The sequence below is a fragment of the Thalassobius sp. MITS945101 genome (assembly GCF_047123305.1).
GTDB lineage: Bacteria > Pseudomonadota > Alphaproteobacteria > Rhodobacterales > Rhodobacteraceae > Thalassobius.
The window spans coordinates 3,715,823-3,739,071 of the sequence record NZ_CP138918.1; the positions used below are offsets into that span (position 1 = coordinate 3,715,823).

General features: G+C 60.0%; 23 protein-coding genes. 21 read left to right on the top strand and 2 right to left on the bottom strand.

What is annotated here, in order from left to right:
* Window positions 1–8: 8 nt before the first annotated feature.
* The 10 genes from SIC14_RS18265 to SIC14_RS18310 all read left to right on the top strand — a co-directional run bounded on the left by SIC14_RS18265 (window position 9) and on the right by SIC14_RS18310 (window position 8,141).
* Complete coding sequence (locus SIC14_RS18265; protein ID WP_412563337.1) at window positions 9–2,465, top strand: flagellar hook-length control protein FliK; 2,457 nt, start codon at window positions 9–11, stop codon at window positions 2,463–2,465.
* 11 nt (window positions 2,466–2,476) lie between these two features.
* Window positions 2,477–3,043, top strand: coding sequence for a flagellar basal body-associated protein FliL (gene fliL / locus SIC14_RS18270; RefSeq protein ID WP_412563338.1), 567 nt, complete (start codon window positions 2,477–2,479; stop codon window positions 3,041–3,043).
* A 9-nt stretch (window positions 3,044–3,052) separates the two neighbouring features.
* On the top strand, window positions 3,053–4,036 hold the full coding sequence (gene fliM, locus SIC14_RS18275) for a flagellar motor switch protein FliM (protein WP_412563339.1): 984 nt from the start codon (window positions 3,053–3,055) through the stop codon (window positions 4,034–4,036).
* Window positions 4,037–4,061: 25 nt separating this feature from the next.
* The gene (fliN, locus tag SIC14_RS18280; RefSeq protein ID WP_412563340.1) at window positions 4,062–4,403 is read left to right on the top strand and encodes a flagellar motor switch protein FliN; all 342 of its coding nucleotides are present in this window, start codon (window positions 4,062–4,064) and stop codon (window positions 4,401–4,403) included.
* A 168-nt stretch (window positions 4,404–4,571) separates the two neighbouring features.
* On the top strand, window positions 4,572–4,889 hold the full coding sequence (locus SIC14_RS18285) for a flagellar assembly protein FliO (protein WP_412563341.1): 318 nt from the start codon (window positions 4,572–4,574) through the stop codon (window positions 4,887–4,889).
* Complete coding sequence (fliP, locus tag SIC14_RS18290; protein WP_412563342.1) at window positions 4,886–5,653, top strand: flagellar type III secretion system pore protein FliP; 768 nt, start codon at window positions 4,886–4,888, stop codon at window positions 5,651–5,653. The genes SIC14_RS18285 and fliP overlap by 4 nt, the downstream gene beginning before the upstream one ends.
* A 4-nt stretch (window positions 5,654–5,657) precedes the next feature.
* Window positions 5,658–5,924 (top strand): flagellar biosynthesis protein FliQ, encoded by a 267-nt coding sequence (fliQ, locus tag SIC14_RS18295; RefSeq protein WP_412563343.1) that lies wholly within the window; start codon window positions 5,658–5,660, stop codon window positions 5,922–5,924.
* A gap of 3 nt (window positions 5,925–5,927) precedes the next feature.
* Window positions 5,928–6,746 carry a flagellar biosynthetic protein FliR gene (gene fliR, locus SIC14_RS18300; RefSeq protein WP_412563344.1) on the top strand — a complete coding sequence of 273 codons (819 nt, stop codon included), beginning with the start codon at window positions 5,928–5,930 and terminating at the stop codon, window positions 6,744–6,746.
* On the top strand, window positions 6,739–7,893 hold the full coding sequence (flhB, locus tag SIC14_RS18305; RefSeq protein WP_412563345.1) for a flagellar biosynthesis protein FlhB: 1,155 nt from the start codon (window positions 6,739–6,741) through the stop codon (window positions 7,891–7,893). Before fliR ends, flhB begins: the two co-directional genes overlap by 8 nt.
* Before the next feature lie 32 nt (window positions 7,894–7,925).
* Window positions 7,926–8,141 carry a hypothetical protein gene (locus SIC14_RS18310; RefSeq protein WP_412563346.1) on the top strand — a complete coding sequence of 72 codons (216 nt, stop codon included), beginning with the start codon at window positions 7,926–7,928 and terminating at the stop codon, window positions 8,139–8,141.
* A gap of 201 nt (window positions 8,142–8,342) precedes the next feature.
* Here SIC14_RS18310 and SIC14_RS18315 read toward each other — a convergent pair whose 3' ends face one another.
* The gene (locus tag SIC14_RS18315) at window positions 8,343–8,522 is read right to left on the bottom strand and encodes a hypothetical protein (protein WP_412563347.1); all 180 of its coding nucleotides are present in this window, start codon (window positions 8,520–8,522) and stop codon (window positions 8,343–8,345) included.
* A 364-nt stretch (window positions 8,523–8,886) separates the two neighbouring features.
* Complete coding sequence (locus tag SIC14_RS18320; protein ID WP_412563348.1) at window positions 8,887–9,588, bottom strand: fumarylacetoacetate hydrolase family protein; 702 nt, start codon at window positions 9,586–9,588, stop codon at window positions 8,887–8,889.
* A 300-nt stretch (window positions 9,589–9,888) separates the two neighbouring features.
* Between SIC14_RS18320 and nadA the strand changes: the two genes are divergently transcribed.
* From nadA to nirD, 11 genes are all read left to right on the top strand, one after another.
* The gene (gene nadA / locus SIC14_RS18325) at window positions 9,889–10,941 is read left to right on the top strand and encodes a quinolinate synthase NadA (protein ID WP_412563349.1); all 1,053 of its coding nucleotides are present in this window, start codon (window positions 9,889–9,891) and stop codon (window positions 10,939–10,941) included.
* A gap of 44 nt (window positions 10,942–10,985) precedes the next feature.
* Entirely contained in the window at window positions 10,986–12,581 is a 1,596-nt protein-coding gene (locus SIC14_RS18330) for an L-aspartate oxidase (RefSeq protein WP_412563350.1), read from the top strand.
* Complete coding sequence (gene nadC / locus SIC14_RS18335; protein WP_412563351.1) at window positions 12,578–13,432, top strand: carboxylating nicotinate-nucleotide diphosphorylase; 855 nt, start codon at window positions 12,578–12,580, stop codon at window positions 13,430–13,432. The genes SIC14_RS18330 and nadC overlap by 4 nt, the downstream gene beginning before the upstream one ends.
* A 156-nt stretch (window positions 13,433–13,588) precedes the next feature.
* Window positions 13,589–14,173: an ANTAR domain-containing response regulator gene (locus SIC14_RS18340; protein WP_412563352.1), complete on the top strand. Its 585-nt coding sequence runs from the start codon at window positions 13,589–13,591 to the stop codon at window positions 14,171–14,173.
* Window positions 14,170–15,345 (top strand): ABC transporter substrate-binding protein, encoded by a 1,176-nt coding sequence (locus SIC14_RS18345; RefSeq protein WP_412563353.1) that lies wholly within the window; start codon window positions 14,170–14,172, stop codon window positions 15,343–15,345. Before SIC14_RS18340 ends, SIC14_RS18345 begins: the two co-directional genes overlap by 4 nt.
* Window positions 15,346–15,631: 286 nt before the next feature.
* The gene (locus SIC14_RS18350; protein WP_412563354.1) at window positions 15,632–17,011 is read left to right on the top strand and encodes a CmpA/NrtA family ABC transporter substrate-binding protein; all 1,380 of its coding nucleotides are present in this window, start codon (window positions 15,632–15,634) and stop codon (window positions 17,009–17,011) included.
* An 88-nt stretch (window positions 17,012–17,099) separates the two neighbouring features.
* Window positions 17,100–18,194, top strand: a complete 1,095-nt coding sequence (locus SIC14_RS18355) for an ABC transporter permease (RefSeq protein WP_412563355.1) — start codon at window positions 17,100–17,102, stop codon at window positions 18,192–18,194.
* Window positions 18,195–18,199: 5 nt separating this feature from the next.
* On the top strand, window positions 18,200–19,873 hold the full coding sequence (locus SIC14_RS18360; RefSeq protein WP_412563356.1) for an ABC transporter ATP-binding protein: 1,674 nt from the start codon (window positions 18,200–18,202) through the stop codon (window positions 19,871–19,873).
* Between the two features lie 78 nt (window positions 19,874–19,951).
* Window positions 19,952–20,377, top strand: a complete 426-nt coding sequence (locus tag SIC14_RS18365) for a globin domain-containing protein (protein ID WP_412563357.1) — start codon at window positions 19,952–19,954, stop codon at window positions 20,375–20,377.
* 42 nt (window positions 20,378–20,419) lie between these two features.
* A complete protein-coding gene (nirB, locus tag SIC14_RS18370; protein ID WP_412563358.1) occupies window positions 20,420–22,864 on the top strand; it encodes a nitrite reductase large subunit NirB in 2,445 nt (814 codons plus the stop codon).
* Entirely contained in the window at window positions 22,861–23,193 is a 333-nt protein-coding gene (gene nirD, locus SIC14_RS18375; protein WP_412563359.1) for a nitrite reductase small subunit NirD, read from the top strand. Before nirB ends, nirD begins: the two co-directional genes overlap by 4 nt.
* Window positions 23,194–23,249: the final 56 nt, after the last annotated feature.

The window sequence follows — 23,249 nt, forward strand, 5'->3', positions numbered from 1 at the left end:
AAAAAACAATGCAAAACAACGTTGTGCCTGCCATTCTGACCGTCACCCCAGCACAGGGTGCGGCTGCCGGATCTGGCCTACCTCTTGCGCAACCCGGCCTTTCAGGCCTGCCTGCTCATGCGGGCAACTTGGATTTCGCTGCCCTTTTGCAGGGGGAGGCACAGCCCGTAGACCTCAACACGCCGCCGCAACTGCCTGGCGTCACACCCGCCAAAATCGCGGAGGCCACACAACAGGGTGGCACAGGGATCACGGCCGCGTCGCTGACCGGCCTGCCCTCGGGTCCGGCCGAACTCACCCCCGAACAAGCTGCCGCACTTGTTGTCTTCAGTGGTGCTGCCGCTGGGGTGATTGCCACCAAGTCCGGTCCCGTAGCGCCGCCAGAACTGGCACATGAACCTGAAATCTTATCCTCTGCCAAAGAAGGCACTGCCGTTACCGGCCAGCCCACTGACGAGGAAAAACTCCCCGCCGCTGTGGCTGCCAGCGCGCAGCAACTCAAAGAACGTCAGGCCCTTCTGCCAGTGACGAAATCAGAGGTGCGTCTTGAACAGACCTCAGAAGGCTCGGACATCGGGGCTGCGTTCCTGCGTCAGGCGATAGGTGATCTTCCTAAATCCGGCACCGCCACACCGGCGGTACACCCGGACGCAGATGACATGACTGCCCTGCAGAAAGACACCCCGGTCACCGCTGCGCTGGATCCCAAGGCCCAGCTGATGGCAACGGTCGCAAAAACGCCGTTGACGGAGACGTCTAAAACGGCAGTGACCAGTACCAACAGCATGTTGGATCTTGATCTGCCGGTGCAGGACACGCAGAAACCAACAGCCGTGCCGGGGCTGACCAAGCCTGTGTCCGAAGAATTGGCCAAACCCGTGTCAGATGGTTTGCCCCATCCCGTGTCACGTCCGATTTCGGTGCAACTGACCACAACGGGTCAGCTGCCTCCCACCACTGACGGGCGTGCTCAACCAGTCCAGATCGCACCAGGTCTTTCAACTTCTGAGGAAGCTGGCTCAGATACGGCGCCGACGTCAAACCAGCCCGCAAATGCGGCCAGTAACGCTGCCCTTTCCAACGGAACCAGCGGCGATAGCGCCGGGATCAGTGGCTTGGCCAAGTTTCGCGCATTGCTGCGCGGGGCGACCGGGTTTGATACAGCGGGTCCACAGGCCACAGCGACTAGCAGCGTGACCAGCGCCGCTCAGACATCAGCCACCGCAGCGATGCCGGTGACATCCGAGGTGGTGACGCAGACCGCTCTCAACTCGGGTGCGTCTGCACAGACAACGCCTAGCGCTACAGCGCCGATTGCCGCTGAGGTTTTGAAACAGCCGAAATCAATTGAAACGGTGAGCAAACCGGTTGCCGACGCACCCGCGCTGCCCCCTGTACAGGATCTCACACCTGATACCAGTTCGGCCGGACGCGCCCGTCGGGCCGTGCAACTTGAGACCCTGCGGACAGCCTGGCAGGACCACCGTGCCGCCGCCCAGACCGAAGGGCAAACCGAAGCAGAGGGCGAGCCCGCGCTGCCCGCAACAGCAACCGCCACTGCGGCACGGCTCCAATCGCCGGCCACGGCAAACCCTGCCGCATCCGCACAGACAGCACAGCCCACCAGCCCCGTTACAGCCAATGTGGTGGCTGAGGCCCCTGCTGCCAAACCCGCCACACTTTCGACACCTGTGATGGCACAGCCCGCAGACACTGCGAAAGCAGAGGCCCCGTCTGTTGAGATGCCTGTGCAGAAGGTGGAAACCGCAGCCTATGACACCACCAAAGTGCAGAGCGATCTGAAAACCGAATTGAAAGCCGAGATGAAGCCCGGCTTGACCCAGGCCGCAAGCGCCCCAGCGCAGCCCGCCGCACAGGCACCTGCTCAGGCCATGATGGCGGGGGCCGAAGCCTCCAGCCAGCAGCAGGCCGTGCAGGCGATGGCGCAGTCGAACGTCACGGCCACCGCGGAAGCCGCACAGCCGCAGGCCGCCAGCCAGCCCGCCCCGATGGCGCGGTCACTGATGATGACGGATCGTGAATGGCCAACCCAGTTGACCGCAATGATCAAGGAAGCCCGCGATCTGACCCAGGGCGATATCGAAATCGCCCTGCAGCCAGAGCGTCTGGGCCGCATGACCATCCGTATGGAAATGCGGGACAATCAGGTTTCTGTATCAATTTTGACCGACAACGATGCTTCGGCACGATTGTTGAATGACAACCAGGGTAAGCTTGCTGATCTGATGACCAAGGCAGGGCTGGATCTGACCCAGCACAATGCCTCTTCCGGTCAGCAAGGGCGCGAACAGGCGGGTCTGGGCCAAAACGCAGGGGGCAACTCCGGCAATGGTCAGGATCCAAATGGTGACGACGCACAGCTGACCACGGCCCAGGTCCTGGGATCCGAGTCCGCAAATTTGAACGAAGACGCCGATGACAGCGGCATTGATATTCTGGCCTGAGGTAAAAGGTAATGGCAGACGCAACAGCAAACGCCCCCGCCAAGAAAAAAGGCGGCGCAGTGAAAATGGTCCTGCTGCTGGTGGTTGGCGCCGGTCTGGCCGGTGGTGGCTTCTTTGGCGGCAAGTTTTTCGCCGAATCCAGCATGAGCCCCGCCGATGAGGTGCTCCGCCTGATCGAAGAAAACAGCGCCGTTGCCGGCGACACGATGGGCGAGGATGGCCCGCAGAAGGTCTCGAAAGAGCTGCCTGAGGAGCCGGTTTTTGTCACCCAGTATTACGAATTCCCCGATCCGCTGACCACCAACCTCAAGGGATCCAGCCGCTTCCTGCAGCTGGGGGTGGGCCTGTCGACCCAGTATGACGAAGCCGTGCTGAACAATGTGCAGATGCACGAAATGGCGCTGCGCTCGGACATTCTGGCCGTGTTGTCGACCTATACGGAAACCGATGTGGAAGGCACAGACGGGCGCGACCGTCTGGCGGAGGAACTGCTGAAAGTGGTGAATCGCAGGCTGGAGAAGCTGGAAGGCTTCGGCGGCATCGAGAGTGTTTTCTTCCCCACATTTGTAATGCAGTGAGTCACACACATGGCCGGCACGCATAAGCTTTCCAGTAACGAACTCGCCGAACTTGTCGGCGGCCTGATGGACCTCGACGCCGGTGAAGGTGACGAGTTCAAAGATGGTGAGATAAGTTACAAACCGTATAAATTTGGGGAAAATAACCTGTCTCTGATGGGCGACTACTATGGCCTGCGGATGATCAACGAACGGTTCTGCCGCCTGGCCCGTTCGGTCTTCTTGCCGATGCTGCGTCTGCAGCCAAGGATCTCGTCTTTCCCGCCGGAAATCAAAAGCTTCGCCGATTACACCGATGAGGTGGAAAACTTTGTGTCCCTGACCACCAGCCGCATCGAGGCGCTGCGCGGCAGCCAGATGCTGGTGATCCCCCCCAGCTTTATTTCGATGCTCACCAGTTCCTACTACGGTGGCAACATCCGCAGCGAAACCGTGGACCGTTCGGAATTCACCGGCACGGAACAGCGGGTGATTGAGCTGGTCTCGGACGGGCTGAACACCGCATTGGCCCTGTCTTGGCGCGACCTGATGCCGGTGACCTTTGAATTGCAGAACCGCGAAGAAAACCTCAGCTTCGCCAGCTTTGCTGACGCCGAAGACATGGTGATCAACTGCTCCTTCATGGTGCAGCTGCCGGATTGTGATCCAGAAAACTTCGACATTATTTACCCGCTGCAAACCCTGAAACCCATCGCCATGCAGCTGCGTTCGCGGATGCATTCGGATCTGATGGAAGAAGACATGACCTGGCGCGAAAAGCTGGAACAGGCCGTGATGCAGGTGCCGCTGGATGTGACCGCTGTGCTGGCCGAACCGCAGATGCCGCTGGGCCGTGTTGGGGCGGTGGCCGCTGGCGATGTGGTGCCAGTGGCGATGACCCCTGCCCCGAAACTTCTGGTCGAAGGCCGCCCGCTGTTTGATGCCGATCTGGGCGAAGCCTCCGGCAAATCTGCCCTGAACCTGACCCGCCGCCTGGCGGAAACAAGCTCCTAAGACTGCTCGTAGAAGGACCCGTGTGATGAGTGATGAAACCCTGATGGAAGATGCCGCCGGTCTGCCCGCCACCACGGGTGCTGGTGTGCCCGAGACCACCGAAGCCGGCCTGCTGGGCGGTTTGGGCGTGTTGGACACGGTGAAGGTTCGTCTGACGGTTGAGGTGGGGCGCACCCAGATCACCATTCAGGATCTGCTGAAGCTGAACGAAGGCTCGGTTGTGGAACTGGACCGTTTGGCCGGCGACCCGTTGGATATTCAGATCAACGGCACCACCATCGCCAAAGGCGAGGTTGTGGTGGTTGGGGAAAAATTCGGCATCCGCTTTGGCGACATTGTCGATCCCAAGGATCGTGTGAGTTTCTAAGCCGCGCACAGAGCTGGCTCCAAGGGCGGATCAAACCGCCTAACATATTGAAAAACAAGCGCTCGGGGCCCTGCCCCGCGCCTTCTGTCATCCGTAGAAAATTTACTGCCAGACTTGGCACGAAACATGCCCCTAATCGGTCAGGTAACCGTTTAGGAGAGGCGTGTTATGGACCTTGTAGATCTTAACCAACTGCTGACTGTCGGCGGCTTTCTGGCCGCCCTTTTGGCTGTGCGCTTTGTTGTTCAGGCCAACAAAGGCAAATTGAAAACCCGTATCAACCACGATCGCCGCATGTCGCTGGGCGAAGTCACCGCATTGGGTCCAGACGCCCGCGCGATGCTTCTGACCATTGACGATCAGGAGTTTCTGGTGGTGACGGCCAAACGGCAGGCCCCGGTGGTGACGCCTTTGGCCCCGAAGGCCGCAAGTGCCGCCGCCCCCACCCCGATTGACGCCGCAACTCTGGCTGGGATCGCAGCATGAAGACCCAAGACTTTGCCCGCATCTTTACCGTAACAAGTGTCGTGCTTTTTACGGCTTCCCCTGCCTTGGCTCAGGGCCTGCCTGCACTGGAAATCACCAGCCCCGGTGGCAATGGTGAAACCAAGTATTCACTGTCGCTGCAAATCCTTGCGCTGATGACGGCGCTGACGGTGCTGCCCTCGATCGTTCTGGGCATGAGCGCCTTCACCCGCATCATCATTGTGTTGTCGATCCTGCGGCAGGCGCTTGGCACCCAGCAGACCCCGCCCAATCAGGTGCTGGTCGCGATTGCCCTGTTCCTGGGCTTCTTTGTGATGCAGCCGATGCTGACCCAGGTTTATGAAACCGCCGTTGGCCCCTATCTGGACGGCAACATGGCCGCGCCTGAGGCGATGCAGAAGGCCCGTGTGCTGATCTCGGGCTTTCTGATCGAGAACACCCGCCAGAATGATCTGATGATGTTCATGGATCTGTCCGGCTCTGGCCCCTACGCCAGCAATGACGAGGTGCCGCTGTCGGTGATGCTGCCGGCCTTCATCACTTCGGAGCTGAAAACGGCCTTCCAGATTGGCTTCTTGCTGTTCCTGCCCTTCCTGGTGATCGACATGGTGATCGCGTCGATCCTGATGGCGCTGGGTATGATGATGCTGTCGCCGATGCTGGTGTCGCTGCCCTTCAAGCTGCTGCTCTTTGTGCTGGTGGACGGCTGGGCGCTGACGATGGGCTCTCTTGTGAACTCTTTCTCCAGCGGAATAGGAGCGTAGACAGATGGATTTCGACGCCAATATCGAACAACTGCAAATCGCCTATTGGAAGATTCTGATGACCGCCGGCCCGGTGCTGGGTGTGGCCCTTGCCGTGGGTCTGTCGGTCGGGATTATTCAGGCCGCCACCTCGATCAACGAAGCCACCCTGTCCTTTGTGCCTAAACTGGCCATTGTACTGGTCACGATGGGCCTGGCCTCGGGCTTTATGCTGACCACGCTGGCGGACTACTTCATCGATATCTTCGATATGGTCGCCAGAATGCGCTGACGGATGGAGGGGTTTGTCACATATGATTCCGGCGTGCCGGGTCTGGAACTGGGTAAGGTTCTGGATTTCGCGCTGATGTACCTGTTTGCGATGCTGCGGATCGGAGCCTTCATCATTGCGGCGCCGGTCTTTGGGGCACGGTTCATCCCGTTGCAGGTGCGCATCATCATGTCGGTGATGCTGACAATCCCCGTGATGGCCTATGCGCCAATGCCCCCGATCGATGTGCTGACCAGCAAACGCATCGTGGGCATGGTGCTGGGTGAGGTTGCCCTTGGCGCCTCAGCTGGTTTGATCCTCACCATTTTCTTTGCTGCCTCTGTAGTAGCCGGTGACCGGATTGCCACCACGGCTGGTCTGGGTTTTGCCGCGCAGGTCGACCCGGCCTCGGGCTCGACCGCACCGGTGATTTCGCAACTGTTCAGCCTTGGGCTTCTGGTGCTGTTCCTGTCTGTGGACGGCCACCTGACCGTGCTGCGGCTGATCCTGGACAGCTACATCCATATCCCGCCCGGATCGGTCTTTGACTTCTCCGCCGTGGCGCAGGCCGGCATTTCTGCGGGGGGCGAAATGTTTGCCCATGCCGCGCGCCTGATGATGCCGGTGGTTTCTGTTCTGCTGCTGGTCAACATGGGCATCGGTGTGATGACCCGCTCCGCTCCGCAGCTGAACATTTTCTCTTTTGGTTTCCCACTGACCCTCTCGGTCACCATGGTTCTCCTCTACCTCGGCGCACCTGTGCTGGGGTTGGCCATGGACAAAGTGATCGAAGCCGCAATCGAAGCACTCACCCAGATGATGACAGGAGTCGCAAATGGCTGAAGGTGGTGGTGGCGACAGCCAGGAAAAAACAGAAGAGCCGACGCCGAAGAAAAAACAGGATGCCCGAAAAGAGGGCAAGGTTGTTACTTCTAAGGAAATGTTCGTCTTTGCCTCGATGCTCAGCGCCGTGGTGATCTTGATGGCGGGCAGTTTCGCAGGTCCCATCCTTGCCCGTGATTTCGCCAGTTTCTTCCGTTTTGGTGGTGCCGAAAATTTCGACAGCCTGATCCTGAACCGGTTGGATGCTTCGCTGACCCATGTGTTTGTGATCGGGCTGGTTCTGGGCGTGCCGATGCTGATCGCCACGGTGGCCATGCAGGCTGCCATGGGGGGCGGCATTCTGTTTGCCACCGCCAACATGAAACCCAAGTTTTCCAAGCTGAACATCCTCAAAGGTATCAAACGCATGGTGTCGATGAAGGCGCTGGTGGAACTGGGCAAAGCCGTGATGAAAGTCACCATGCTCAGCGCCGCCGCCGGATTGGTTTTGTGGCAATGGCTGCCCAAACTGTCTTCCACCGCGTTCATGGGCGTGGGCGAGCAGTTTTCGATGCTGTCCTCGGTGTCCTATCAGGTTCTGGTGTCTTTGTTGCTGGCGCTGGCAATCATCGGCGCGGTGGACCTGTTGTGGCAGATCCATACGATGAACAAACAGCTGAAGATGTCCAAACAAGAGATCAAGGACGAAAGTAAACAGACCCAGGGTTCGCCGGAGGTCAAAGGTGCGATCCGCCGCAAACAGATGGAAGCCTCGCAGAACGGTGCGTCGCGCCGTGCGGCACTGGATGATGTCAAAGACGCCACCGCGATCATCACCAACCCGAAACACTTCTCCGTCGCACTGCGCTATGTGCCGGGTGAAGACGATGCGCCGCTGGTTCTGGCTCTGGGTGAAGGCGCAATGGCCTTTGAGATCCGCGAATTGGCCAAGGAACATGACGTCACCATCCTGCCGGTGCCGCCACTGGCGCGGGCGCTTTACTTCACCTCCAAGATTGGCGGTGAGATTCACCCCGGTCTTTACGCGGCCGTGGCGACCATTCTGGCCCATGTCTACCATCTGGATGAAGACCCTTATGCCGAAATGCCGCCGGTCGACCTGACAAAAGAGTTCCAGTTCAACGAACATGGCAAGAATGCTGCATAACCCTAGCAACCTCAGTGACAAGGAGACCGCAAATGGCACGTGAAAAAGGTTCTTACGGGCAGATGATCTCGACCCTATGTTTTGCCGGGGTTGGTCTGTTCCTGATTGCAGAGGTCGCCCTGACCGAAAGCGATCCGGCCCGCGTGGCGGCCATGTCTTTCTGTGCGGTGCTATCACTGGCCGGGGCCCTGCGGTTCCAGATCGCGGCCGTTGCCCGCTGGTTTCGCGGATCAGAAGAAACCGCCTGAGAGCTGATCCCTTCCACGATCGCAAGACTGAACAAGAGAAAACGGGTGGCCCTGAGAAGGGACCACCCGTTTCCTTGGAGACGTCTTTGGAAAGACTGGAGACTGAGAGATTCACGCTGCGGGAGGGACTAGGGGTTTGGGGACGGTGTCCACCCCGCAGGCTTTAACTGAATTCTATCTGACGCAGTTGGGGACGGCGCGTCAGATGATCGTTTTGGTCATGGTGGGGATGAACCACAGCCAGAACATGGTGCCGCTGGCGAGGAAGGGCAGCATCCACCAACCGGCGGTCATATGATGCTCTTCTTTCTTCTGCTGGGGTGCAGGAAAGGAAACCGGAGTTGCGTCTGCCAGGTCGGAGGGCTGAAACTGGAACGACATGGGAACCTTCCTTTCGGTATCTCGTCTGCGGTGTCTTCGGGACGCTGTCTTTGCGTCTGAACCAATCATTGCCTGTAGCAGGGTTCTGAATCCACGTCGCATAGGAAGGGTTCCTTTAAGAATAGGTTTGGGGGTCGCCTACCAAAGTATGTAGGCGAGTCCTTAAACGAAGGTAAATTTGCTCAATTGTCCGCATGGATTGCTGCAAATGTCGGGCCAATTGCCCCGATGGCAGCGAAATTTTTGCCCGGTTCCGAACAAAACGACTCAATTTGTAGAAGATTCTCGGGCCGCGCCGTTATCAGTGGGCCTGAAAATTCGGGTGCATTGCCGCAAAATGCCTCTGGAGAGGGTCCTTGCCCTATTAAGCCGGCCCAATCCGCAGCGAAATCGGCGCCAGCCCCTCGATGCCGCCCTCCAGCAGATCGCCCACGACCACCGGCCCTACTCCGGCTGGCGTGCCGGTCATCACCAGATCACCTGCGTCCAGATGATAGTAGTGCGACAGATCCGCCAGAACCTCGGCCACGCCGTGGATCAACTCTGCCAGAGAGGCGTTCTGCCGGATCTCTCCGTTCACCCGCAGATGCATGCGTTGGTCCACCACCGCCCCAAATTCCGCGGCCCTTGTCATCTCAGCCAGCACAGCAGCGCCTTCAAAGTCCTTGCCTAGATCCCAGGGCCGCCGCTTCTCTTTGGCTTTGGCCTGCAAATCGCGTCGGGTCATGTCCAAACCGCAGCCATAGGCGTAGATCGCCTGGCGGGCGTCTTCCTCCGTCGCCTTAAACAACGGCGCGCCCAGCGCAACGACCAGTTCCATCTCATGATGCAGGTCGCTTGTGCCCGGTGGGTAAGGCAGCGTGGCCCCGCTGGCCAGCACCGCCTGCGGCGACTTGGTGAAATAGAACGGCGCTTCACGGTCCACTTCGGCCCCCATCTCTTTGGCGTGGGCCTCATAGTTGCGCCCTACACAGAAGATCCGGTGCACCGGATAAACCGCCCCTGCCCCGGCAACAGGCACGGTTTGCACTGAGGGTGCGGCGAACAGCAAAGGGGCGGTGGTCATGTCAGGTCTCCGGTCAGAAGGGAACGCCATTCCTCCCTAGCCAGAAAGCGCCCGTATGAACAGGTGTTCAGGCAAATCCCTCGTGGGAAAGTCAGCAAATCTTCCCGTCAAATTGCCCCATATACACCGCAGCGGTCATCCACAGTTTCCGGCGCAAAATCAGCTCCTTAGCATAAATCGCCCTGTTGTCGGGGATCTTAACCCCACGTTTCCCCCTGAAAAACCAGACCAATTCCGCTTTCATAGACCGTAGTTTCCACGTATAGGAGCGCCCCAAGCAACTGACCGGAGGATCTCTGCATGCTCGACCTCACCACCCTTCGCGGCGATCTGGCCGATCATTATGATCTGGCGCCCAATCCACGCCTCGCCGAAAGCATGTCGGATCTCTATGCCAAGATGGACCGTGTGGTCTCGCCGGCGGACTGGGCGATCTATGCCCCCTATGTCAAAGCCATCAACGAGTTGAAGGCCCAGCGCAACGCGGCCATTCTGGCGCATAACTATATGACGCCGGATATCTATCACGGGATTTCTGATGTGGTGGGTGACAGCCTGCAACTGGCGATCGAGGCCACCAAAGTGGAGGCCGATGTGATTGTGCAGGCAGGTGTGCACTTCATGGCTGAGACCTCGAAGATCCTGAACCCGTCGAAAACCGTTCTGATGCCGGATATGGAAGCGGGCTGTTCGCTGGCGTCTTCGATCACGCCAGAGGGCATTGCCGAAATGCGGGCGAAGTATCCCGGCGCCCCGGTGGTGACCTATGTGAACACCACCGCCGAGGTGAAGGCCGCCTCCGACATCTGCTGCACCTCCTCCAACGCGGCGCAGATCGTCGCCGCCCAGGACAGCGACACCGTCATCATGACGCCGGATCAGTATCTGGCTCAGAACGTCGCCAAAGATGTGCCAGGCAAACGCATTGTCTGGTGGGAAGGCTCCTGCATTGTGCATGAACGCTACACCGCGCAGGACCTGAAGGATTTCCGCGAATGGAACCCCGGCACCCGCATCATTGCACATCCCGAATGCCCGCCTGACGTGGTGAATGAGGCCGACTTTTCTGGCTCCACTGCCGGCATCATCTCTTATGTTGAAAAAGAGCGCCCCGAGAAGGCGATGCTGGTCACCGAATGTTCGATGGCCTCCAATATCTCGGACGCATTGCCGGATGTGGATTTTGTCGGCCCCTGCAACATGTGCCCCTTCATGAAAAAGATCACCTTGGAAAAGGTGTTGTATTCGCTGCACACCATGTCGACCCCGGTTGAGGTGGACCCGAAGGTGGCTGAAGGCGCCCGCGTGGCGGTGGAACGTATGATTGAGGTCAGCCGCAAGATGGGGCTTTAAGCTCCAAGCGTGCTGACGGGCATGACCAGCTGAGGGGGGCTGTCATGACGGAACCATTGAACCAGACAGGCACAACGATCCGGACGGATCGGGTGGTGATAGTTGGGGCGGGTCTGGCGGCGCTTTACGCGGCGCTGACCCTTGCGCCCGACCCTGTGGTGATGATTTCCCCTGACGTGCTGGGCGAAGGGGCTTCCTCGGCCTGGGCACAGGGCGGCGTGGCGGCAGCGATGGGCGATCCCGACAGCCCCGAAAGCCACACCGATGATACCCTCAGCGCCGGGGCGGGCACAGTGGATGCGGCGGTTGCCGCGCAAGTGACGCGGGAAGCCCGCGACCATATCCTGACCCTCACCCGGCTGGGCACGCCGTTTGATCGTGATGATCAGGGCGGCTATGTGCTGTCGCGTGAGGCGGCCCATTCCTACGCGCGTGTTGTACGTGTGAAGGGCGATCAGGCCGGTGCCGAGATCATGAAGGCGCTGATTGCAGTGGTGCGCGAAACGCCCTCCATTCAAGTTCTCGAAGGTGTCATGGCCTCGGACCTGCACGTTAAAGAGGGGAAGGTCACCGGGGTCTGGATCGAAACCTCCGATCCGCTGGACCGGGCCAGACCGATCTTGCTGCAAGGGGCGGCAACCCTGCTGGCGGGGGGAGGCTCTGGCGGGCTCTACAAAATCACCACCAACCCACCGCGTATTCGTGGACAGGTGATTGGCATGGCGGCCCGTGCTGGGGCCGTGATTGCGGATGCAGAATTTGTGCAGTTCCACCCCACCGCCATTGATATGGGCGAAGACCCCGCCCCATTGGCAACCGAGGCGCTGCGCGGCGAAGGGGCTGTGTTGCGCAACAATACCGGCCAGCGGTTCATGCCAGAGGTGCATCCTGACGCCGAACTGGCCCCGCGCGATGTGGTGGCCCGTGCCATCTATGCCCAGACCCAAGCCGGCAACCGCCCGGTGCTGGACACCCGCGACGCTTTGGGGGCAGAAATCCTGAACCACTTCCCCTCGGTCGCGGAGGCCTGCGCCCGCGCTGGGATCGATCCGGTGCAAGACACCATCCCCGTTGCCGCCGCCGCGCATTACCATATGGGCGGGATCTCCACCGATCTAAAAGGCCGCGCCACGCTGGCCGGTCTGTGGGTTTGCGGCGAAGCCTCCTCAACAGGGTTACACGGGGCCAATCGCCTGGCCTCCAACGGATTGCTGGAGGCGCTGGTTTACGGCCGCATCTGCGCCAAAGGGATTGCCGCGACCTTAGAGGAAGCCCAAGACACCGCCGAAGTCACCCCGCATTTCCAACCCGGTGGCGTCGCCCCTGATCCCGAGGCGGTCGAAGCTCTGCGCCAGACCATGACGGATCATGTCGGCGTGGTGCGTGACGGCAAGGGCCTGAAAACAGCCCTGCGCAAGATCGCCCAGCTAGAGGCCCAGCAGGACACCTGCCCCGCCTTCCTGAACATGAGCGCCACCGCCACCCTGATCGCCGCCGCTGCCCTGCTGCGCGAAGAAAGCCGGGGCGCACATTGCCGCCTTGATTTCCCTGCCGCCAACGGCGACAGAGGCAAACGCAGCTTTTTGACTTGGGCTGACGCGCTGGACTTGCGCGCCCGCATTGTGAGTGACCCATCATGACCCAGACCTATGCCACCCTGCCCGATCTTATCCTGGAGCCACTGGTGAAATCCGCCTTGATGGAAGATCTGGGCACCTATGGCGACATCACCACCCGTGCGGTGATCCCCGCCGATGTGACCTACACCGCACGGCTGAATGCACGGGCGGACGGGGTTGTGTCGGGTTTGCAGATCGCAGCCATCGCATTCCGTCTGGTGGATCCGTCTTTGCAGATCCGCCCGCTGAAACGCGATGGTGACCAGATCGCAAAAGGCGACACGCTGATGGAGGTTGAAGGCTCTGCCGCCTCGATCCTGTCCGGCGAACGGGTGGCGTTGAACTTTGCCGGACGTCTGACCGGCATTGCCACACTCACCGCCGCCTTTGTCGCAGAAACCAAGGGCACCCAGACCCGCGTCACCTGTACCCGCAAAACCACCCCTGGCCTGCGGATTGTTGAGAAGCAGGCGGTGCTGCATGGCGGCGGCTTCAACCACCGTTTCAGCCTGTCTGACGCCATCCTGATCAAAGACAACCACATTGCCGCCGCAGGTGGGGTGCGTGCCGTACTGGAGGCGACCAAGGCCCATGGCAGCCATATGGTGCGGGTTGAGATTGAGGTCGACACCCTTGCCCAGCTGGAAGAGGTGCTGACGGTTGGCGGCGCCGATGTTGTGCTGCTGGACAATATGGACACACCCACCCTGCAACAGGCCGTGGCAATGACTGCGGGCCGCATGGTGCTGGAGGCGTCGGGCAACATGAAGCTGGAACGGATTGCCGAAGTGGCCGCAACGGGGGTCGACTATATCTCGTCCGGAGCGCTGACCCATTCGGCGCAGACTTTGGACCTGGGACTGGACTTCTAAGCGATCCACGAACCGACCGGTTTGCAGGCACCTGCCCAAAAACAAGGCAACCACGCGTTCCCCTAGTCGTTTCCGCAATGACGTCCCCTGCGCGTCATTGCCCTTCTTCGCTGCAGCGCAGAAAATCCTAAGCAACAGCCACGGATTTTCGCCGCCATGCCCAAGAACCTCACCATCATCATTGTCGAAAAGGATCGCGATCGGGCTTTGCAGATCGTGGAAGGGCTGAAGGCCTCTGGCGATCACACAATCACCGTGATCGCGGAAGAAAGTGGGCTGGCCCGCCGAATTGCTGCACTGGATCCCGACGTGGTGCTGATCGACATGGCCAATCCCTCACGTGACGCGCTGGAGGAGCTGGCGCTGGCCTCGGGTCCGATGGAACGCCCTGTGGCGATGTTTGTGGACCGGTCCGACGGAGCATTGACCAAGGCCGCGATTGAGGCAGGTGTCTCGGCCTATGTGGTGAACGGGCTGCAACAGGACCGGCTGACGCCCATCCTTGATGCAGCGATCACACGGTTTCACATGGTCAGCCGGATGCGGACCGAGCTGGCGGCCACCCGCCGCGCTTTGGAAGAGCGCAAAACCATCGACCGCGCCAAAGGCATCCTGATGAAGGCCCGCGGCATCAGTGAGGATGAGGCCTACGCCCTGTTGCGCAAAGCCGCGATGGATCAGGGCAGCAAACTGGCCGAGGTGGCTGAGGCGCTGGTCAACACAGCGGGGCTCCTGTCATGACCTACACGCTGCCAACTGGTTACATCCCGCTGACCGACGCCGCCCCTTTGGTGATTGCCCGCGCCCTTGGGTTTGACGAAGAGGAAGGCCTGCACCTGGACCTGCACCGCGCGCCCAGCTGGAGTGCCCTGCGTGACTATCTGGCGCTTGGCCGGGTGGAGGCGGCGCATCTGTTGGCACCGCTGCCCATCGCCACGGCGCTTGGCCTTGGTGGCTCTGCCCAGCCGCTTGAGGTGCTTTCGGTTCTGTCGCTGAACGGCAATGTCATTGGCGTTAGTCCAGGTCTGGCGCAGCAGATGCGACGGAACGGCTATCGCTTTGATTTCAAAGACGCTCGCACCGCTGGAACCGCCCTATTGGCGCTGGATCAGCCTTTGCGCGTGGGGGTGCCTTTTCCCTTCTCGATGCATGCAGAGCTACTGTTTTACTGGCTGGAGGCCCTTGGCCTGCCGGCTGACAAACGCCCCAGCATTCACACTGTGCCGCCGCCCCTGATGGCCGAAGCGATGGCCAAGGGTGAGATTGACGCCTTCTGCGTAGGCGAGCCCTGGGGCACCATTTCAGTGGAAAACGGTGTAGGGGAACTGCTGCTGCCGGGCTCTGCCATCTGGCAGAGCGCGCCAGAAAAGGTATTGGCCACCCGGCACGGCTGGGCCGACCGGCACCCCGATCTGGCGGGTCGGTTAATCCGCTGCCTGTGGCGGGCGGCACGTTGGCTTGGCAATGCACAGAACATGACCACCTGCGCCGAGATCCTGTCGCGCCCCGAATACCTTGGGGTGTCGCCGGACCTGATCGACCGGGCGCTGTCTGGCCGCTTGGTCATCTCCCCGCGCGGCGAAACACGTCAGTGCGACCGTTTTGTGGCTTTCTTCGACGGGGCTGCCACCTTTCCGTGGCAATCCCAAGCCGCCTGGATCGGCGTACAACTGGCCCGTCGCCACGGTTGTGATCCGGTGAAATCAGCGCAATCCGCTCAGGCGGTTTTTCGGGCCGATCTGCACCGGCTGCATCTGGCACAGGTCACCCGCGATCTGCCCGGCGCCTCGGCCAAGGTTGAAGGCACCCTGACCCACCCCAGCGCCCTGGGGTCGGAAAACGGGCGGCTGATTTTGCCCCCTGATTCCTTCTTCGATGGCCGCATTTTTGATCCCAGCGCGCCAGTGCGATGAAAAAATAGGCAAGAAGGACTGACCTTTGCGGCAATGCAGAAAAATCCCCACAGATTTCTTGCTGCAACGCCGAAAGCCCCGCAAGATCAACCCAACCGGAACAATGGCGTTCCACCGAGAAAGCTGCCCAACCCTCACCTCCTCCCGAGGGGTGTGTAGCCTCCAGAGCAAAGCCGCTCGACGACTCTGTCCACCCTCCCAAGGGCAGAGATGTCGGGCGGCTTTTTATTTTGGCCCAAGCCCAAGGGGCGGCCGGTCGCAACGAAGGCCCAACAGAGGACTTGAAATGAAACGCACGCATTTGAAGATCGCCGGAGCACTGGCTGCCACCACCCTACTGTCGTCCCCCGCATTTGCCGAACTGCTGGATGTGGAAAAAGACGAGCTGAAGTTTGGGTTTATCAAACTGACCGATATGGCCCCATTGGCGGTGGCCTATGAAAAGGGCTACTTTGAGGACGAAGGCTTGTTTGTCACGCTGGAAGCCCAGGCCAACTGGAAGGTGCTGCTGGACGGCGTGATCTCAGGCACTTTGGATGGTGCGCATATGCTGGCCGGTCAGCCGCTGGCCGCCACCATCGGCTACGGCACCGAGGCGCATATCATCACCCCCTTCTCGATGGATCTGAACGGCAACGGCATCACCGTGTCGAATGAGATCTGGGCCGAGATGAAACAGCACATCCCCCATGATGACGCCGGCAAGCCGATCCACCCGATTTCAGCCTCCGCCCTGAAACCGGTGGTCGAGGCCCATGCCGATGACGGCAAGCCATTCAACATGGGCATGGTCTTCCCTGTGTCGACCCACAACTACGAACTGCGTTACTGGCTGGCCGCTGGCGGGCTGGAGCCGGGTTTCTATTCTCCGGAGGACGTAAGCGGCCAGATCGGCGCCGATGTTCTCTTGTCCGTGACCCCACCGCCGCAGATGCCTGCAACAATGGAGGCTGGCACGATCTACGGTTACTGCGTGGGTGAACCGTGGAACCAGCAGGCGGTGTTCAAAGGCATCGGCGTGCCGGTCATCACCGACTATGAGCTGTGGAAGAACAACCCCGAAAAGGTCTTTGGCCTGAGCGCGGAATTCCAGCAGGAAAACCCGCAGACCACCCTGGCCATCACCAAAGCCCTGATCCGCGCCGCCATGTGGCTGGATGAAAACGACAACGCCAACCGCCCCGAAGCGGTCGAGATCCTCAGTCGTTCGGAATACGTCGGGGCGGATTATGAGGTGATCGCCAACTCGATGACCGGCACCTTTGAATATGAGAAGGGCGACAAGCGTGACGTGCCCGATTTCAACGTCTTCTTCCGCTACAACGCCACCTACCCCTACTATTCGGATGCTGTCTGGTACCTGACCCAGATGCGCCGCTGGGGTCAGATTGCCGAAGCGAAACCGGACAGCTGGTATGATGAGGTCGCCAAATCGGTCTACAAGCCCGAGATCTATCTGGAAGCGGCCAAAATGCTGGTCGACGAAGGTCTGGCTGATGCCGCCGACTTCCCCTTTGACAGCGACGGCTACAAAGCCCCCACGCCAGCGGGCGACATCATTGACGGCATCGCCTACGACGGCCGCACGCCCAACGCCTATATCGACAGCCTGCCGATCGGCCTGAAAGGCGCGCAGAAGGTCGTGGGCAGCGACGTTCAGGGATAACCGCTCCCCCACTAAGGGCGCGGGGCCCCAACCCGCGCCCACTTTTCCAAACCTCTCGACTTGACCGTTCCAGCCAGGATCTTTCGCCATGACTGCCATCGACCCGCAATCTCTCTCTGACGCGGAAAAAACCGCCCGGAAAGACGCCCGACAGGCCCGTATCTTCACCCGCATCAACCGTTTGGACGGCTGGTTTCAGGTGCTGGGGCTCTCTTGGCTGACCCCGATCCTGAAAGCTGCCGCGGGTGACAATCCACGCGCCCAGATGAAAGAGGTCTGGCAGCTGCTTGGGGTGCCGCTGATCGCAATCTTTGCCTTCCTGATTGCCTGGGGCACATTGGCGCCGAAGGTGCAGACCTCACTTGGGGCAATCCCCGGTCCGGTGCAGGTCTGGGAACAGGTCGGCAACCTACATGACGACCATCTGCGCGAACAGGACAAGGCCGCGGCCTTCTACCAGCGTCAGGATGAACGCAACGCCAAGCTGATTGCGGCGGGCAAAGCCGACAAGGTGAAAAACCGCAGCTACACCGGCAAACCTACTTATTATCAGCAAATCTGGACCTCGATCAAAACCGTCTTCTTCGGCTTCCTGATCGCCACTGTTGTGGCGGTGCCGGTGGGGATCGCGGCGGGTCTGTCAAAAACCGCTAACGCCGCCGTGAACCCGCTGGTGCAGATCTTCAAACCCGTCTCCCCCCTCGCATGGTTGCCGATCGTGACCATGGTGGTGTCCGCCGTCTACACCACCAATGACGGCATGTTTTCTAAGTCCTTCCTGATTTCGGCCATCACCGTGACGCTGTGTTCGCTGTGGCCGACGTTGATCAACACCGCGCTGGGGGTTTCCAGCATCGACAAGGACCTCGTCTCGGTCTCCAAAGTGTTGAAAATGAACACCTATACCAAGATCACCAAACTGGTGCTGCCCTCCGCCCTACCGCTGATCTTCACCGGATTGCGCCTCAGCCTGGGGGTTGGCTGGATGGTGCTGATCGCCGCCGAAATGCTGGCGCAGAACCCCGGCCTTGGCAAATTTGTTTGGGATGAGTTCCAGAACGGTTCCAGCCAGTCTCTGGCCAAGATCATGGTTGCGGTCTTCACCATCGGCATCATCGGCTTCCTGCTCGATCGTGTGATGTATGCGCTGCAATCTCTGTTCACCTTCACGAACAACCGGTGATCGATATGTCTATGATTTCCTTTAAGAACCTCTGCAAAAGCTACGGCGAAGGCCAGCACCGCCAGGAGGTGTTGAAAGACATCAACCTGGAGGTGGAGGAAGGCGAGTTTCTTGTTCTTCTCGGCTTCTCCGGCTCGGGCAAGACCACGCTGATCAACATGATGGCCGGTCTGGATCAGCCCACCAGCGGTCAGATCACCTTCAAAGGCGATCCGATCAAAGGCCCCGGCCCTGAACGTGGTGTGATCTTCCAGAGCTACTCGCTGATGCCCTGGCTGACGGTTGCGGGCAATGTGGGGCTGGCGGTGGACACGATCTTCCCTGGTCTCAGCAAGAAAGATCGCGCCGAAAAGGTGGCGCATTACGTCAAAATGGTGGGCCTCAGCCACGCAATGACACGGCGTCCGGCGGAACTGTCGGGGGGCATGCGGCAGCGGGTGAATGTGGCCCGCGCGCTGGCAATGAACCCCGAGGTTCTGCTGCTGGATGAGCCGCTGTCGGCCCTTGATGCGCTGACCCGCGCCAATCTGGCCGATGAGATCCTCGAGATCTGGGAAGCGGACAAAAAGACCTGTGTGTTGATTACCAATGACGTGGATGAGGCCATCATCATGGCCGACCGCATCATCCCGCTGAACCCCGATGGCACGCTGGGCGAGGCTTTCAAGGTCTCGATCCCACGTCCCCGTGATCGGATGGAGATGAACCACCACGACGGTTTCAAGAAGCTGCGCGGTGACATCACCAAATACCTGATGGATGTCGGGATTGAGGCCAAGGCCGAGGCCACCCGCACCCTGCCGAATGTCGAACCGATTCACGGCGTGCCTGCGGCCGTTGCCGATGCCCAAAAGGGGATGATTGACAACAACTTCCTCGACTTTTCTCAGCTGCATAAGATCTACCCGACCCCCAAAGGCCCGCTGACGGTGGTGGAGGATTTTAACCTCAAACTCAACCGGGGGGAGTTCATCTCGCTCATCGGGCATTCCGGCTGTGGCAAATCCACCGTTCTGACCATGGCGGCAGGTCTCAATGAGATCAGCAAAGGCGGCATCCGCCTTGATGGCCGCCACGTCGAAGGCGCCGATCCAGAACGCGCCGTGGTGTTTCAATCTCCCAACCTTTTCCCCTGGCTCAGCGCTCGCGAAAACTGCGCCATCGGGGTGGATAAAGTCTATCCCAAAGCCTCTCAGGCTGAACGGCAGGATGTGGTGGAATACTATCTGGAACGGGTGGGTCTGGCCGATGCAATGGACCGCCCCGCCAGTTCAATGTCGAACGGCATGCAGCAACGGGTCGGCATCGCGCGGGCCTTTGCGCTATCGCCCAAACTTCTGCTCTTGGATGAACCTTTTGGCATGCTTGACAGCCTCACCCGCTGGGAGTTGCAAGAGGTGCTGATGGAGGTCTGGGACCGCACCAAGGTGACCGCGATCTGTGTGACACATGACGTGGATGAGGCAATCCTGCTGGCCGACCGTGTAGTGATGATGACCAACGGACCACAGGCCACAGTCGGTAAAATCATCGACGTTAATCTGCCCCGCCCACGCAGCCGCAAGGCGCTTTTGGATCATCCGGACTACTACACCTTCCGGCAAGAGGTTCTTGATTTTCTTGAGGAATACGAACACGGCGCCAAGCCGAAACCAGCGAAAAAACCGGTAGCGGCATGACCGGCGCAATGCACATGTCGTTCAGACAATCGAAAGAAATGAAACCTACCCTGTCTCCAGCGAACGAGGAGTGCAGACATGAGTTTCATGACCAAGGAAGAGATCGCCACCCTGAAGGGGACCTACGATCGGCTGAAATCGACGCAGGGCTATCTGGCCGAAACCTTTTACCGCCGTCTCTTTATCATCGCCCCGCAGGCGCGGGGGCTGTTTCCAGACGATATGACGCCGCAGCTGAACAAGCTGACGATGATGCTGGATATGCTGGTGGACAACCTGCATCAGCCCTGGTTCTTCAGCGGCAAGCTGAAGCGGCTGGCGCGGCGCCATGTCACCTATGGCGCCCTGCCCGAACACTACCCGCTTGTCGGCGAAGCACTAGTCAACGCGATCGACGAAATGACCCCTGGCGGCCTCTCCTTGGTCGAGCGGACGCTGTGGGAAAATCTGTTCAATCACCTTGCAAACCCCATGATCGAAGCGGCCTACAACAAGGCCTCATAGCGGCAGACCTCTCTGCCCGGATCACTGGGCACGGAGGCTACAATGTCTAAGAAACTTGTTGTGATCGGGGCTGGTATGGCCTCGGGTCGGGCGCTGGAACACCTGCTGGAGGCAGATCCCAACGCCTATGACATCACCCTGTTCAACGCCGAACCACGCGGCAACTACAACCGGTTGATGCTGTCGCCTGTGTTGTCGGGGGACAAAACCTATGAAGAGATCGTCACCCACGATGACGATTGGTATGCCGCAAACGGGATCACCTGCCGTTTTGGCGAAAAGGTCACAGGCATTGATCGTACCCGCAAGGTGGTGATCGGTGAAAACGGTGAGCTGGCCTATGACAAGCTGGTTCTGGGAATGGGGTCGACCCCCTTCATGATCCCGTTGCCCGGCCATGATCTGGCAGGCGTCATCCCCTACCGCGATCTGGAAGACACCGAGCGGATGATGGCCCTGGGGGCCAAACCCGGCGCCAAAGCGGTTGTGATCGGCGGCGGTCTTCTGGGGCTGGAAGCCGCCGCTGGCATGGCCGCTCAGAGCGTCGACGTGACCGTGGTTCATATCATGGGCCACCTGATGGAACGGCAGCTGGATCCGGCCGCCGGTTACCTGCTGCGCAAGGCCTTGGTGGACAAAGGCATCACCGTGCTGTGCAACGCCAATTCCAAAGAAATCCTTGGCAGTGACGGCAAAGTCCGGGCGCTGCTGCTGGAGGATGGCACCGAACTGCCCTGTGATCTGTTGGTGATGGCGGTCGGCATCCGTCCAGCCACGGCACTCGGTGCAGACGCCGGTCTCGCGGTTGGGCGTGGCATTCACGTAGACGATCATATGATCACCTCGGACGCGGATATTCTGGCGCTTGGTGAATGTGTCGAACACAACGGCGCTGTTTTTGGCCTTGTCGCGCCGCTTTACGATCAGGCCAAGGTGCTGGCCAAAACGCTGCTCGGCGATGACGCCACATTTGTCAACAAAGAGGTCTCAACCAAGCTGAAAGTAACCGGCTGCGACCTGTTCAGCGCCGGCGATTTTGCCGAGGGCGACGACCGTGAGGACATCGTGTTCCGCGATCCGGCGCGGGGGGTCTACAAACGCCTGATCCTCAAGGAAAACCGCATCATCGGTGCGGTCATGTATGGCGACACCGCCGATGGTGCCTGGTTTTACGGCATGATCAAAGACGGCACCGACATCTCGGAAATGCGGGACACGCTGATCTTTGGCCCGGCCTACCAAGGGGGGGCTGCGCTGGACCCTATGGCGGCCGTTGCAGCCTTGCCGGATGAGGCAGAAATTTGCGGCTGCAACGGCGTTTCCAAAAGCGATATCGTCACCGCCATTCAAGCGGGGGCCACGACACTTGGCGACATTCGCGCAACAACCAAAGCGTCCGCCTCCTGCGGGACCTGCACGGGTCTGGTCGAACAGCTGATGGGCGCCATGCTGGGCGATGCGTTTGTTTTGCCGACCGATCAGGCGATCTGCGGCTGCACCGATTTGACCCACGAAGCCCTGCGACGGCTGATCAAGTCACAAGGTCTGAAAAGTCAGGAAGCCGTCTGGCAAGAACTGGGTTGGAGAACGCGCAACGGCTGCCACAGCTGTCGCCCGGCGGTGAATTACTACCTGCTTACGGATTGGCCGCTCGACTACGCCGACGATCCGCAATCCCGCTTTGTGAACGAACGGCGCCACGCCAACATTCAAAAAGACGGCACTTACTCGGTGGTTCCACGTATGTGGGGCGGCTTGACCACCCCAGACGAACTGCGCGCCATCGCTGATGCCGCCGACAAATACGATGTCCCCACCGTCAAGGTGACCGGCGGCCAGCGGATCGACCTTCTGGGGGTGAAACGCGAGGACCTTCCCGCGATGTGGTTTGATCTGAACCAGGCTGGTCTGGTCTCAGGCCACGCCTATTCCAAAGGGCTGCGGACGGTCAAAACCTGTGTCGGTACAGACCATTGCCGGTTCGGCACTCAGGACTCAACCGGTCTGGGTGTAAAACTGGAAAAGCACCTCTGGGGCTCCTGGACCCCCCATAAACTGAAGCTTGCTGTCTCAGGCTGCCCGCGCAACTGTGCCGAGGCCACCTGCAAAGACATTGGTGTTGTCTGTGTGGACTCCGGCTACGAAATCTCCGTTGCCGGCGCGGCGGGGATGGAGGTCAAAGAAACCGAGTTGCTCTGCAAAGTGGCCTCAGAACAGGAGGCGATCGACGTCATCTCTGCCTTTACCCAGCTTTACCGTGAAAACGGCAAATACCTTGACCGTGTCTACAAATGGGTCGCCAAAGTGGGCCTCGACTGGTGCAAGGAACAGGTGGTTGATGATCTGCAAAACCGTCGGGCCCTGGCCGCACGGTTTGAGGTGTCGCAATCCGTGTACCGCACGGATCCCTGGGCCGAGCAGGCCCAACCGGAGCCTGCCAAACAATTCACCCCGATTGCAGACCTGACATTGGAGGCCGCAGAATGACCTGGCTGAACATTGGCCCGATCGAGCAAATCCCGCTGCGCGGCGCACGGGTGGTGAAAACCCGCCTTGGCTGCGTTGCCCTGTTCCGAACCGGGCCCGAAGAGGTTTTTGCCACCGCCGACCGCTGTCCCCACAAGGGCGGCCCCTTGTCGGAAGGCATCGTGCACGGTCGTGCCGTCACCTGCCCGCTGCACAACTGGGTCTTCGATCTTGAAAGCGGTCAGGCCCAGGGCGCAGATGAGGGCAAAATCGCAACCTATGCGGTGCGGGTTGAAGAGGGACAGATCCTCCTTGATACGCGCAAATTCGCAAACGCTGTTGCCGCCTAACCCGCTTCCCCAAAACGCCCATTTCCCCGGCGGATCTCGCCGCGGTCCTTTACCGC